This is a genomic window from Hoskinsella mucinilytica, assembly GCF_045223415.1.
GTDB classification, from domain to species: Bacteria; Bacillota_I; Bacilli_A; order Erysipelotrichales; family Erysipelotrichaceae; genus Hoskinsella; species Hoskinsella mucinilytica.
On sequence record NZ_JBEQZJ010000001.1, the window covers coordinates 34155 to 48808 of the forward strand.

Consider the following 14654-nt stretch of genomic DNA (forward strand, 5'->3'; position numbering starts at 1 on the left):
TCATGTATAATGAAGATAGGTGATGAATATGTATAAAATTATGATCGTTGAAGATGATCTGGCAATACAAAAAGAATTGAGCTTATTATTGAAGAATCAAGGATATGATGTCTGTGTGTGGGATCTGAAAGAAGATATCTTAGTTTTTTTAAAGAGAGAAGAAGTACAAGTAATCTTGTTAGACATCAATCTTCCAAAAGAAGATGGATTTACCTTATGTACTAGAATACGTACACAAAGTGAAGTACCTATCATCTTTGTGACCAGCAGAAATAGTGATATGGATGAGCTATGTTCGATGACGATGGGAGGAGATGATTTTATCACGAAACCTTATCATCCTTCTGTTTTGATTGCGCATTTACAAGCAGTTATCAAACGATGCTATCAACAGAAAGAAGAACTGGTGTTTCAATATAAAGGAGTTACCTTGGATCTTGCCTTATCTAGAATCATCTTTCATGATAAGTATGAAGAATTAACAAAAAATGAAGTAAGGATCCTTCATTATTTGTTTCAACACAAAGGTGAAATTGTACCACGAGATGATTTGATTGATTATTTATGGGATAACAAATTATTTATTGATGATAATGCATTGAGTGTAAATATGACCAGAATCAGAAATAAACTACATCAGATCGGTGTGGATGATTTTATCGTGACCAAGCATAGGCAGGGCTATTTCATATGAAATTTCGTGATTATATAGAAGATCATGCCGGATTTTTGATCCTATCCTTTCTGTTTTTGTTGATGGAAAGTGTCTTATTGCTATTTCTAGGTATCACACCTGGATTGACCATGATTTTTATGGGGATATGGTTTTGTTTATTTTTCATTTATTTTTTTGTGACTTTTCATAAAAAAAAGAAAAGAATGAACACGCTATATCAGCTAGTAGATCATCTAGATCAAAAATATCTATTGCATGAGGTAATGCCATCAGGTGGGAATTGGGAAGAGCAATGTTATCGAGATCTATTATATGTTGGAAACAAAAGTATGTTGGAACATGTGGCAGATATCGAACGCAATCGATTGGATTATGAAGAATATATTGAACAATGGGTACATGAAATTAAAACACCGATTGCGGCAATGAAGTTATGGGCAGAAAATCAAGAGGGAAAAAAGAAACGGGAAGTTTATACACAATTAGAACGAATCGAGCATTATGTGGAACAAGCATTGTTTTACGCCAGAAGTGAAAATGTAGAACGTGATTTTTTTGTTCAAGAATATGATTTATATGAAACCATGCAAGAGGCATTACTACAATGTAAGTATCTATGTACCAGCAATCGTATACACGTGGTTTTAAAAGAGGTGCATGGCATGGTTCGTTGCGATGAAAAGTGGATCATATTTATATTGAATCAGCTCATTGAGAATGCTGTAAAATATCGCAAACCGGATGAAGAAAGTTGCTTACAGCTTTATCTTGAGCATACAGAAGAGGGGGTATTTCTTCATGTTGCTGATAATGGACAAGGGATTCCTGCACAAGACATTACTCGCATTTTCGATAAAGGTTTTACAGGAGAAAACGGAAGAAAAGCAAATACTCATGCGACAGGAATCGGTCTATATTTATGTAAACGTCTTTGTGATGCTTTAGGAATTACGTTATCGGTTGTTTCTGAGGAAGGAAATGGATGTGATATGATCTTGTTTTTTCCTTCTTACAATTCTGTAAGGGTATTGTAAACAAAAGTGATAAGAGAAATAACATCGATTTGATATACTTGGGGCATAGGAGGAATGACATATGACGTTATTAAAAATTGAACATATACAGAAATATTATGGTCATCATGGAAATGTAACCAAGGCATTAGATGATATCAGTTTTGAAATGGAAGAAGGGGAATTTTGCGCAGTAATGGGAGCAAGTGGAAGTGGAAAGACTACATTGTTGAATGTCATCAGCACCATTGATACGTTAAGTGCCGGCGATATCCAGATACAAGGAGAAAGTATTTGTCGGAAAAGAGAAGATGATTTAGCTGAATTTCGTAAAAAAAGATTGGGTTTCGTGTTTCAAGATTTTAATCTATTAAATACATTGACCTTAGAGGAAAATATAGCGTTACCTTTGACCTTATTGAAAGAACAAGATATCATGGAAAAGGTACAAAAGATGGCAGATTCTCTAGGTATTCAAGCGATATTGCATAAATTTCCTTATGAAGTAAGTGGCGGACAAAGACAACGAGCGGCAATCGCAAGAGCCTTGATCCACCATCCCTCTTTGATTTTGGCAGATGAACCTACAGGGGCTTTGGATTCTCATGCATCGTGGCAATTCATGGAACAATTATGTAAGATAAATGACACCCAAAATGCCAGTATCCTTATGGTGACTCATGACGCCTTTAGTGCATCTTATGCAAAACGTATCCTCTTTCTAAAGGATGGGAAAATTTTCAATGAAATCTATCGAGGACAATTAGAAAGAGCAGCCTTTTATCAAAAAATATTAGATGTTATGACCTTATTGGGCGGTGATGTACATGCGATTCGATAATACATGTCAAAAGAGGTGTACGATCATGATTTATAGTAAACTGACCATACGCAATTTAAAACGAAGCATACGAGAATATTTGATATTCATGATGACAGTTACCATCACTATGATGTTGATGTATGCGTTCAATAGTTTGATCTTTCATGATGAGGTACAGACTTTGATGCGTAATATGGATGGCATTTTAACAGCCTTTGTTTCCGTGAGTGTTCTATTGGTATTTGTTATTGCATGGCTGATAAGTTATGTATCTGACTTTATCATCAAAAGCAGAAGTAAAGAATTCGGTTTGTATTTGTTATCGGGAATGAAAAGAAGCACTATATCCAGAATGTTTGTTTTGGAGATGTTTCTAATGGGACTTGTGGCATTATTCGCAGGATGCATTCTAGGCGTATTCTTTTCTGAAATACTAAGAGCAATGATTGTTTCTATCTTTGATGTAGCCTATACATTTCACCTTTCCTTTTCATTTAAAACATTAGGACTGACCTTTCTTTATTTTATGATGATGTGGATCGTGACATTATTTCGAGAAAGAAGAAAAATAATGAAAGTCACCATTCATGAACTATTGTATCAAGAAGAAAAAAACGAGCCTTCTTTATCTCGAACATGGCTTTCAAAAATTGCCATTCCTTTCACGATCATCTTATTTGTGAGTGGGATACTTTTAACGAAAAAAGCCATGCAAGTTATGTTTATAGAATCAAATGATCAAGCATTGCTGTTAGGAATCATCTTATTGATTCTAAGTATTTACTCCTGTTATTACGGTTTTTCTGCCTTACTTGATCAGGTGGTTTTTTCTCAAAAGAAATTGAAATTTACTAAATTCGTCTTGATTATCTATGGACATATTAGAGGAAGAATTCAAAAGAATCGTATGGTACTTGCGACTTTGTCATTATTGATGATCTGTACGCTCCTATCAAGTAGCTTTGCGATAAAATTTTATGATGAAACCATGTATCAAATCGATGTGGGTGCACCTTATGACATTCAAGCTCTTAAGGATAAACCTCTTGATTTAGATGCGATGCACACATATTATAAGGATAAAGGCTATCAAGTAAACGAACATGTCTATTGTTTTTATGATTCAAGTGACCTTCAATATGATTTCAAGGATACCATAAATAAGCAGAAAGATTTATACATTTCTTATATGAAAGCAAGCGATTATCAAGCATTATTAGAATTAAAAGGTTATGAATATCGACCTATTCAAGAAGGGGAATATGCTATTTTATGTGATAAAATTGAAAAAGAAAAGCTAGATAATGGTCGTGTCATATTCGAATTGAAAAAACAGGATACATTATTAAAATATAGCTATTCAGATCAAAAGAATCTTTGGAATATTAACAATGACTATATCGTGGTATTACCTGATCAATACCTGGAAAAAGCAAATTCGATAGGATATAGTTATGTAGCGAAAACGAATAAAAAAACCAAGATAGAAATGCAAGATGAGTTATATGCATTGTTATCTGATTATGATAGTATATTAAGTTTGCATGTAAAAGCTGATTATATACAACTATCCTTATTAAGCACTGTGACCTTTACCTTTGCTTTGTTTTATATGGCTTTCGTTTTTATTTGTATCAGTGCCACCATTGTCGCAACACAGCAGGTGATGGATGCCTCTAAACAAAAATATGAGTACCAATTACTGCATAAACTTGGAATGAGCAAAAAAGAAATTTATCAACATGTAAGAAAACAAATCGCACTTTACTTCTTTTTACCGATGCTGTTACCGATCATATATATCATACCACTCCTTCCGATCATGGATTTACTATTTCAAGAATTATCAGGATCAAGCAATATTTATTTCGCCTGTTTCGTTTCCTATATTCTCTATATGATCATATATTTTTGTTACTATCTGTTAGCCTATATCGGTTGTAAAAGAAATCTAGAGATGGAAGGATAACATGGTTTACTTTTTCCATAATTCTGTTATACTGTATGATAATGTAAGATGGAGGTATGATTATGTTTCAAGATCTATTTTCAAATCTGATTTATATATTACCCGCAGTTATTATTGCGTTATCCTTTCATGAATTTGCCCATAGTTTTGTAGCTTATAAGCTAGGAGATGTATCACAGAAGGAAAGTGGAAGACTATCGCTAAATCCTTTGAATCATCTAGATCCGATCGGAACCCTTTCCTTAATTATTTGTGGATTTGGATGGGCCAAGCCAGTACAAATCAATCCTTATTTCTTTAAGGATAGAAAAAGTGGTATGATTCAGTCCGCAATGGCCGGACCTTTGGCAAATTTAATCGTCGGATTTATTTTCATGTTATTGATGGGGCTGACCTTAAAAACAGGAATGGCCTTTTCTAATCAAATAGGTAATTATTTGTATTTGTTATGTTACTATACTGCTGTTATGAATGTCGGATTAGCTGTTTTCAATCTGATTCCTTTGCCACCATTAGATGGTTCTAAGATTTTAATGGGGATATTAGATGAAGATACCTATTTCAAGATCATGCAATATGAACAATATATTTCCATTGTACTGATTATTTTATTGATCGCAGGTGTTTTAAATGGTCCTTTAGGATATGCAAGAGGTGCTATTTTAGACTTCTATTCTACCATTGTTTCTCATATTTTGTTTTAATGGATCAGCAATCTTAGGGTTGCTGATTTTTTTGATATAGAAAAAGAAAACCAATCAAATTTATGTTGGTTTTCTTTTGTTTGCTGAAATTCAGCTATATATTTAACTGTAAAATGCCAAAGTGTGTGTAATATTAGGAAGTAGGACACTTTACAGGTAAATAACTTTACTCTACCGTTACAGATTTAGCTAGATTACGAGGTTGATCTATTTCACAACCACGTAACTTGGCAATTTCATAAGCAAGGAGCTGTAAAGGAATTACGGTAAGGATTCCTTGAATCAGTTTGTTTGTTTTAGGTACTTGAATGATTTCATCATAATCATGATGAGATACCTGTATGTTATCACCAACCAATAATAAAATATAGGCTCCACGTGCTTTCACTTCTTTGATATTACTCATGGTTTTCTCATATAAATCTTCATCTGTTGCCAAAGCGATGACCGGTGTACCTTTTTCAATCAAGGAAATGGTACCATGTTTTAATTCGCCGGCTGCATAGGCTTCACTATGAAGATACGAAATTTCTTTGAGCTTTAGACTACCTTCCATAGAAAGGGAGTAATCTAATCCACGCCCGATAAAGAAAACATCATGATGGTCATAAATCTTCTCAGCAAAATGACGATAATCCATATCGATCATCTTCCTCATTAAATCATATAACTCATGTAATTCTTTGGTAATCTGATTTGCTTCTTCTTCATCTATTTTTCCATGAACATAAGCAAGATAGCAGGCAATCAAAGATAATATTGCAACTTGTGTACAATACGCTTTCGTTGTCGCAACACAAATTTCAGGTCCGGCTTTTGTATAAATAACGTGGTCTGCATCTCTTGCAATCGTAGAACCTATTACATTGACAATGGCAAGTGTCGTAATATGATGTGCTTTTGCCAATTGTAAAGCGGCAATCGTATCAGCGGTTTCTCCAGATTGAGAAATCACGATGACCAAAGTTGAATCAGTGTAAATAGGATCACCATAACGATACTCACTTGCACATACACAATCCACTGGAATTCTTGCCTTACTTTCAATCAATGATTTTGCAATCATTCCAGCATACATTGCACTACCGCAAGCAACGATATGAATATGATCAAAACGTTTAAGATTCGGCATTGTATTCAATAAGTCCTTGATACTAACTTGTAATAAAGAATCGATCGTTCTTTGCACTACATCAGGCTCTTCATGAATTTCTTTGAGCATGAAATGATCATAACCACCTTTTTGAATTAGTTGCACATCCATTTCACTTATCAGTGCATCACGATGAAGTATCGTGCCATCTAATTCACAAATACGAATGTCATCTTTTGTTAAAATAGCAATCTCTTCATGTTGTAAAATAAGATATTGATTGGTATAAGCGATAAATGCTGAAATATCACTTGCTAAGAAATTCTGATGTTCCCCAATACCCAGAACAAGGGGAGAATGCTTTCTCATAGCATAGATGGTATCTAGATCGTCATGAAATAAGATTGCAAAGGCAAAACTTCCTTTAAAATGATGATAAGCTTTTGCTAATGCTTTTATCTTATCTTTTTCCAAGTAATAGCAATAGTCAATATAGGCAGCGGCAATTTCACTGTCTGTTTGGGTTTGAAAGGAATATCCTGCATTTTCAAGTTCTTCCTTTAATTGGTGATAATTTTCAATGATGCCGTTATGAACCAAAGTAATTGAACCACTTTGATGAGGATGACTATTAAGTTCACTTGGTTCTCCATGAGTTGCCCATCTGGTATGTGCAATTCCTATACATCCTTGTTCGATAGCAAGCTTTTTCAATTTATCTTCTAAAAAACTAACTTTACCTTTTGCTTTCACAATTTTAATTTGTTGATCGAAAGCGAGTGCTAAACCGGCAGAATCATAGCCACGATATTCTAGAGCATGTAGACCTGCGATTAAAACACTATTTGAGATCCTTTTTGATCCCACATAGCCAATTATTCCACACATATTTTATGTTCCTCCATGATAAAAAAGTGTGTGTTGAGAATAGTTTTTGTAGCGTATGATTTTGCTTTTGTCTATTCTCTTTCGATCCACATAACCGTAGCAGTACCCGCCGAATATTTCGATAACTGCTATCCTCGTCAACCCGTAGGTCCAGGCGCTCATTACTATTACCCACGATCCTCCTTGGTAAAATAATAACTGTTAACAGTATACTATAATTTTTTGGGAATGCAACACCTAGGTTTGAAAGGTTTGATAGATACAGATAAATAAAATAACTTGTAATTATTGTATGATAATGTCAAATATCGCTTTATTTAAAGGATATGAAAAATAAATGTGAAGAAAGATTTTTCTGAAAATAAAAAACATAAAAAAATGAAAAAAATTTAAGTAAACGCTTGCAATAAAAAAAGAGATGGTCTATAATTGGTATAGACCAAGTGGTATATACCACTATGGTAGGAAGAAAGGCAAAGCCAGAGTGATCTGGTGACGCAAAGCTATAGGGTCTATTTCAGAAAATACGACAGCCAGTTGCCGAAGAATAAAGCATGTTCAATGGAGGAGAGAGAAGCATGATTAAAACTTTATTTTTAGGTGCTATGGCACTATCAAAGGGAAAAGCTATGAATTGCATAATGGCTATATGCAACTCTATCAAAGTAGTAGAGACAGATATTTTGGCTAAATGGACGTCTTTGTTTACGAGATCCCTAGGTAATGAAATTCCAGCAATGATTTAATATTTACTATCGGCTAGGGTAGTGAATGATTTGCTGAGGATGGAGCTGTTGAGTTTTCGAAAACTATGGTAATTTAAGGTTTGTCATATGCTATATGACAGGAAAGTATTAGGAAACATAGACAGTCTAAAATCCCACGGAAGTTAAGCTATAAAGTGTGTAGGGAAAGGCTGTTTTTTCCTGTTGGTGGCATAGGTCTACGCTTAGATATCTTCTAAGTGTCAAAAGAAACGATCAAATCCATCTATATGAAAAAGAACGGGTGTGGCTTATGGAAGAACATAAGAAAAAACAAAGTGTTTTAATGGAGCATGTCGCTAGTATGGAATTTTACCAAAAAGGCGATGAGCAACCAATCCAGGTTTTCCAAGACCTTAATTTTGAGGCTATGGAAGGTGAAGTCTGGGCTATTATCGGTAATCGAGCATTTGAAGTTCGTTTATTGCTTGAAATTATCGCAAATGCCAGACCATATAAAGATGGTAGATGCGTTTTGAATGAGACAGGGATGATGCGCAAAAAACGGTTGATTTTGCCACATGTCTACTATATCGGTAGTACCAACATGATGTTTCAAAACATGACTGTTTTGGAGTATCTCCTATTCATAACAGCAAAGGAGCCAGGTAGTGCGGATGAAAGGAAGCAACGCATTACCAAAGATTTGCAGGATATGAATTTGATAGATTTATCGTCAAGAGAGATTGCTACATTATCACCATCTGAGAAAAGCGTAGTAGAATTAGTTGCAGGCTATTATACGGAAAGCAAATTGATCATTTGGAATCTTGCTAGACTATATTATGATGAGAAATGTATTTTAGCGATACAAATGATTTGTCAGGAGTTGCAAATGCAAAAACGTACACTTATCTTTTCATCTTTTGATTATCGGATGGTTGAAGCATGTGCAACTCATATTGCACCTCTTTATGATGGTAGATTCTTATGTAATTTAAAAGTGGATGAATTTATTTCGACTTGGGATCATCTGAGCGCTGTCATTAAGGATGAAAGGGCAAAAGAGATGGAAACTTATTTGATGGAAGTTTGTCCACAGTATGAGTATCGAAGGGAAGGAAATACATTAGAGATCTGGGATCGTAATCACAATTTCGCTGCCTATGATCTGATTTGTGCAACTTTAGGAAAGCACTATTATTATCCTAAATTTGTAGAACAGCATCCATATTGTGTAGAAAATGCGTGGAAGGAAATAAGATATCAGCATGAGCAAAGTCGAAAAGAAAACCAATCATAGATTATCTTATATAGAGAAAAAAGAGAAAAATCAGAATATCATTCGTTATGGTATTTTGGTTGGATTCATTTCTTTTTTACTCCATCTTACACTACAGACATTGACACGCAGTGTCTTAACAACAAGTTTTCCACAATACATGATGCCAAGTTATTTTTCAACGATAAGCCTATACATCTTGATCGCATTCATTATGTATATCGTTTATATGATTCGCTACTATGATTTTCTTACTTTTGCGGAGATATCAGCAAATAAGTGGTATACTTTGGCAATCAACGGATACGATCCATTGAAGATGACATTGACAAAGTTATTGCTTCGATTAAAGGAAATTATAATCTATTACTCCATAGGATACGTTGTCACGATCCTTCTAACAATGCTGATGCAATATCCATTTATTGTGAATTATCTCATATCGCTCTATATCGTGGGCTTAGTGGATATCATCTTTGTTTCCGTAGTTACAATGGTTTGCTCATTGTTTATCACTGAGCAACGTGATGCAAGAATCGTTATCATTTTAAGCGCAGTTATCATTTGGCTATTGCGTTTAAACAGTGGATTTTATCATTTAATTAGTAATCCGGTGAACATACAGAACATTACCCATCTGTTTGATTACTTTGGTCATTCTAATTATCTACTGTACTTTTTGATTGTTGTTATCATATGTCTGATCACCCTAATCATCCGTGCCAGAAAAATCTCACAGTATACAAATTTCCCCTTTTATGAAAAAGACATGGATCTGGATGATGGAGAACGTATTGTAATACCGAAACAAGATAGCTATGAAGATGTTGTAAATCAGTTTATAAAAAGCCAGCATCATAAGGGATTAGATCAGCTGGTACTCATTGCCTTTACGGCTGCCATTATCATAAGTATCGTGATTAATTTGTTTATGCTATTTGTTTCCTCAGCCTCACCTGAGAAAAAATCAGAGTTGTTTGGACAAATTGCTTATGTCATGGAAAATGATGATTTAAAACCGGATATCAATTGCAATGACTTGGTGTTTTTTAGAGCTATTGAACGTACAGATGAGATCAAGGTAGAGGATATCATACTTTATAGTTTCAATGGTGAAACTCATACAGGCTATGTGTTGGATATCGATAAAAAAATGCAACGTTTAACTGTGGATACACAAAAGACAAAGTCAGCGGATGGTATCTTGATTCGCAGAGAAGATGTTTATGGTATCTATTCTGCTAGAAACCCATGGTTGGGAGTTCTGTTGCTATTTGGTAATACATTAATAGGACGGTTTTTATTCCTCCTTGTACCTGCTGTTCTATTGTATTATTATAAACCTTTAAAAAGTTATTTAAGTCGTAGAAGGATGAGTAAATATCATGGATGAAGAAAAGGCGAAAAAGCCTTTTTTTCTTAGGAAATTCGCAGTTTGAAATAAATTACAGAAATTTGTGAAAATTTGTGAAAAAAGTTGCAGAAAATACTTGCAAAAGAGGGATAATGCGCTATAATAATGTTAATCAATTTCACAATATTGATTATTTTGAGGAAAATAAAGGTAGAAAAGGAGAGCTAATACTATGGGAAATTTTAAGAAATATGTAGCAATGGCGGCATGCGCAGCGATGGCGTTTACCATGACCGCTTGCGGTAGTGATTCATCTGGTGGAGATTCAGGAAATGCAAATGGTAATGAGGTTAAGATCGGACTTAATTTTGAAATTACCGGACAAAATGCTACGTACGGGCAAACTGAGCTAAATGGTGTCAAACTTGCATTAAAACAGGCAAAAGAAAACAAAGATAACAAAATGACATACACAACAGTAGAGGGCGATAATAAATCTAATGCAGGTGAATCTACAACTGTAGGACAGAAAATGCTTTCCTCTGATGGTGTTCAAGCATTTATCGGACCTGCAACATCAGGAGCATCTGCAGCTATTTATGATTTAGCAACTGATAGTAAAGTATTTGTTATTTCACCATCAGCAACTCAGACAGGTGTTACAACAAAGAAAAACGGAGATGTATATGATTATGTTTATCGTGTATGTTTCGAAGATGCATATCAAGGAGCTGCAATGGCTGCCTATACAAAAGACACATTAGGAAAAACAAAAGCGGCAATCTTAAGTGATAGTACAAGTGATTATGCGAAAGGATTAGAGGCAGCATTTGAAAAGAAATTTCAAGAAAAAGGTGGAGAAATCGTATCTAAAAGCAACTATGTATCAGGAGATACTGATTTCAATGCTTCTTTGACAAAAATCAAAAATTCTGGTGCTGATGTTCTATACATTCCAGGTTATTATAATGAAGTAGGTTCTATTATCAGACAAGCTCGTGAAATGGGTATTGATGTTCCTATCGTTGGTGGAGATGGTTTTGATTCATCTGACCTTTCTAAATTAGCAGGAAACAAAGAATACTTAAATGATGTTTATTTTACAACAGCATATACAACAGTCGGAGCATCTGATGAGTTGAAAGCATTTATCGAAGCATATAAAGCAGAATATAATGAAGATCCAAGCATGTTCTCAGCACTTGCTTATGATTCTACAAACTTATTAATTCAAGCATATGAAGAAGCAGGAACTACAGATGCTGAAGCTGTAAAGGCTGCAATGGACAAGATCAGCTTTAAAGGTGTAACTGGATCATTTACTTTTGATGAAACTCATACTCCTAAGAAAACGGCATTGGTTGTAAAACTAATTGATGGTGAACAGAAAGAAGCTGTAGAGGTTGATCCAAACAAATAAGTTAGACAATTGAATGAAAAGCATGTAAAATAAATAGGGGAAAGAGCCTTCTTTCTCCTATCTTTATGTTTAAACATTAATTTTTTTCAAATGAAGGGGTGAAGTTATGACTGAGTTTTTACAACAATTGGTTAATGGGCTATCGATTGGTAGTATATATGCTTTGATTGCCTTAGGCTATACTATGGTTTACGGAATCATCAAATTAATCAATTTTGCACATGGGGATATTTATATGTTAGGAGCATTTATCGGCTTCAGTGCAATTACTTATTTCCATCTTGGCTTTTTTACAGCATTGATCTTAGCGATGGTTTTATGCGCTGTGATTGGTGTGATCATTGAACGTATTGCTTATAAGCCTTTGCGTAATGCAACAAGAATTGCGGCATTGATTACGGCAATTGGTGTTAGTTATATTCTAGAGTACGGAACACAAAAGATCATGGGACCGAATGCGAAACCATTTCCTGCGACTTTGGGAAATGAAGTTATCACGTTATTTGGTATCCAGATTAAGATGCAGCAAATCTACATATTGGTTATTACCATCGTATTGATGATTTTGTTACAGTTTATCGTAAGAAAAACAAAAATGGGACGTAGCATGCGAGCAGTTTCCGTAGATGCAGATGCAGCGAGACTCATGGGCATTGATGTTGATGCAACTATTTCAACAACCTTTGCGATTGGTAGTGCATTGGCTGGTGCTGCAGGTGTTCTGGTTGGATTATATTATAATTCCATCAATCCTTTGATGGGAATGATTCCGGGTATCAAAGCGTTTGTAGCTGCAGTATTCGGTGGTATCGGTATTATACCGGGCGCAATGTTTGGTGGATTCTTTATTGGTATCGTGGAATCATTGGTGACTGCTTATGGAAGTTCATTGTACAAAGATGCAGTTGTGTATGCTATCTTGATTTTGATATTAGTCATCAAACCAGCAGGTTTGCTTGGTAAAAATGTGAAAGAGAAGGTGTAGGCTTATGAAATATATCTTTTCAAAATTAAACATTGCCTGGATCGTATTTACGGCTGTTATTTTAAGTATTTTAACATTCCTTGTAACCGGAAATGTTATCAATGCATATTATCAAAGTACCTTATATACGATTGGAATTAATATCATTTTAGCGATTTCTTTGAATTTGATCATCGGAGTAACCGGACAGTTCTCTTTGGGACATGCAGGTTTTATGTGTATCGGTGCTTATGCTGCAGCAATCATTACGATCGATAATCCAACACTTCCCGGATTTTTGATCGGAGTTGTTATTGGCTCAATCATCAGTTCGCTTGTTGCATTGGTAGTAGCTATCCCAACTTTGCGTTTAAAGGGAGATTATTTAGCAATCGCAACTCTTGGGTTTTCTGAAATTGTACGTATTGTTGTACAGAATATGGAAATTACAAATGGTGCTGCCGGATTATTCGGTATTCCTAAGCTTACGACATGGGGATTGTTGATCGTTTGCATCGTTGTATCCATTTTGATCGTTATGAATTTTTCTAGAAGTGCTCCTGGACGTGCCTGCATTTCCATTCGAGAAGATGAAATTGCAAGTGAAGCTATGGGAATCAATACAACAAAATATAAAACAATTGCATTTATCATCGGGGCAATACTTGCAAGTCTTGCAGGTGCTTTATATGCATGTAACTTCTATGTTGTGAAACCGGACTTATTTACTTGGGCAAAATCTGTAGATATTTTGATTATCGTCGTATTTGGTGGAATGGGAAGCTTTACCGGTTCTATCATATCAGCCATTGCCTTAGGTTTTATTAATATGTATTTACAGCAATTTACCGATATCCGTATGATTATTTACGGTGTCGCTTTGGTAGCAATCATGGTATTTAGACCAAAAGGATTGCTGGGAACCAAGGAATTTACTTTATCTGGACTCTTTCAAAGATTTTCAAAGAAAAAGGAGGTAAAGTAAGATGAGCTTATTGAAAGTAAAGGGGTTAACGAAGAATTTCGGTGGACTTTGTGCAGTATCCAATATCAATATGGAAATCAATCCTCAAGAACTGATTGGTCTTATCGGACCAAATGGTGCAGGAAAAACAACCCTTTTTAATTTATTAACAGGTGTCTATGAACCAAGTGAAGGCACCATTGAATTAAATGTGGATGGAGAAATGATGAGTATTGGCGGTAAAAAGCCATATCATATTACACGTCTTGGACTTGCTCGTACCTTTCAGAATATTCGATTATTTAAAGATATGACCGCATTGGAAAATGTAAAGGTCGCAATGCATAAAAATGTAAAATATGGAACTTTACAAGCTATATTGCGTACTCCGAATTTCTATAAAGAAGAAGAGCGTATCGATTATGAAGCCAAAGAGTTATTGAAAGTTGTAAATCTATATGAGAAAAAAGATGAATTATCTAAAAATCTTCCTTATGGAGAACAGCGTCGTTTAGAAATCGCCAGAGCATTGGCGACTCATCCAAAACTTCTGTTTTTAGATGAGCCTGCGGCAGGTATGAATCCACAGGAAACAAAAGAATTAACGGATTTGATTCATCAGATCAAAGAAGATTTCCATATTACGATCGTATTGATCGAACATGATATGTCATTGGTTATGAAAATCTGTGAACGTATTTATGTACTTGATTATGGTAAATGTATCGCCAATGGTGTTCCTCAAGAAATTCAGAAAAATGAACGAGTGATCAAGGCATATTTAGGGGAGGATATTTAAT

At 34.9% G+C, this 14654-nt stretch carries 13 protein-coding genes and 1 riboswitch; of the genes, 12 read left to right on the forward strand and 1 reads right to left on the reverse strand.

Features of this window, described 5'->3' with window-relative positions:
- The first annotated feature begins 28 nt into the window (after positions 1-28).
- The 5 genes from UGRO018_RS00165 (at position 29) to UGRO018_RS00185 (ending at position 5185) form a co-directional block, all read left to right on the forward strand.
- Positions 29-694: a response regulator transcription factor gene (locus tag UGRO018_RS00165; protein WP_416324422.1), complete on the forward strand. Its 666-nt coding sequence runs from the start codon at positions 29-31 to the stop codon at positions 692-694.
- A complete protein-coding gene (locus tag UGRO018_RS00170; RefSeq protein WP_416324423.1) occupies positions 691-1710 on the forward strand; it encodes a sensor histidine kinase in 1020 nt (339 codons plus the stop codon). The genes UGRO018_RS00165 and UGRO018_RS00170 overlap by 4 nt, the downstream gene beginning before the upstream one ends.
- 61 nt (positions 1711-1771) lie before the next feature.
- Positions 1772-2530 carry an ABC transporter ATP-binding protein gene (locus tag UGRO018_RS00175; protein WP_416324424.1) on the forward strand — a complete coding sequence of 253 codons (759 nt, stop codon included), beginning with the start codon at positions 1772-1774 and terminating at the stop codon, positions 2528-2530.
- Between the two features lie 25 nt (positions 2531-2555).
- Complete coding sequence (locus tag UGRO018_RS00180; protein WP_416324425.1) at positions 2556-4481, forward strand: FtsX-like permease family protein; 1926 nt, start codon at positions 2556-2558, stop codon at positions 4479-4481.
- 62 nt (positions 4482-4543) lie between these two features.
- On the forward strand, positions 4544-5185 hold the full coding sequence (locus UGRO018_RS00185; RefSeq protein ID WP_416324426.1) for a site-2 protease family protein: 642 nt from the start codon (positions 4544-4546) through the stop codon (positions 5183-5185).
- A gap of 166 nt (positions 5186-5351) precedes the next feature.
- Here UGRO018_RS00185 and glmS read toward each other — a convergent pair whose 3' ends face one another.
- On the reverse strand, positions 5352-7166 hold the full coding sequence (gene glmS, locus UGRO018_RS00190; protein ID WP_416324427.1) for a glutamine--fructose-6-phosphate transaminase (isomerizing): 1815 nt from the start codon (positions 7164-7166) through the stop codon (positions 5352-5354).
- A 462-nt stretch (positions 7167-7628) separates the two neighbouring features.
- Positions 7629-7711: riboswitch (cyclic di-GMP riboswitch) on the forward strand.
- A gap of 33 nt (positions 7712-7744) precedes the next feature.
- Between glmS and UGRO018_RS00195 the strand changes: the two genes are divergently transcribed.
- The 7 genes from UGRO018_RS00195 to UGRO018_RS00225 all read left to right on the forward strand — a co-directional run bounded on the left by UGRO018_RS00195 (position 7745) and on the right by UGRO018_RS00225 (position 14653).
- Positions 7745-7912 (forward strand): hypothetical protein, encoded by a 168-nt coding sequence (locus UGRO018_RS00195; RefSeq protein WP_416324428.1) that lies wholly within the window; start codon positions 7745-7747, stop codon positions 7910-7912.
- Between the two features lie 271 nt (positions 7913-8183).
- Complete coding sequence (locus UGRO018_RS00200; protein WP_416324429.1) at positions 8184-9173, forward strand: ATP-binding cassette domain-containing protein; 990 nt, start codon at positions 8184-8186, stop codon at positions 9171-9173.
- Positions 9142-10545 carry a hypothetical protein gene (locus tag UGRO018_RS00205; protein ID WP_416324430.1) on the forward strand — a complete coding sequence of 468 codons (1404 nt, stop codon included), beginning with the start codon at positions 9142-9144 and terminating at the stop codon, positions 10543-10545. Before UGRO018_RS00200 ends, UGRO018_RS00205 begins: the two co-directional genes overlap by 32 nt.
- A 193-nt stretch (positions 10546-10738) precedes the next feature.
- Positions 10739-11926 carry an ABC transporter substrate-binding protein gene (locus tag UGRO018_RS00210; RefSeq protein WP_416324431.1) on the forward strand — a complete coding sequence of 396 codons (1188 nt, stop codon included), beginning with the start codon at positions 10739-10741 and terminating at the stop codon, positions 11924-11926.
- A 106-nt stretch (positions 11927-12032) separates the two neighbouring features.
- Complete coding sequence (locus UGRO018_RS00215) at positions 12033-12911, forward strand: branched-chain amino acid ABC transporter permease (protein WP_416324432.1); 879 nt, start codon at positions 12033-12035, stop codon at positions 12909-12911.
- A gap of 4 nt (positions 12912-12915) precedes the next feature.
- Entirely contained in the window at positions 12916-13875 is a 960-nt protein-coding gene (locus tag UGRO018_RS00220; protein ID WP_416324433.1) for a branched-chain amino acid ABC transporter permease, read from the forward strand.
- 1 nt (position 13876) lies between these two features.
- Positions 13877-14653, forward strand: a complete 777-nt coding sequence (locus tag UGRO018_RS00225) for an ABC transporter ATP-binding protein (protein ID WP_416324434.1) — start codon at positions 13877-13879, stop codon at positions 14651-14653.
- Position 14654 lies beyond the last annotated feature (1 nt).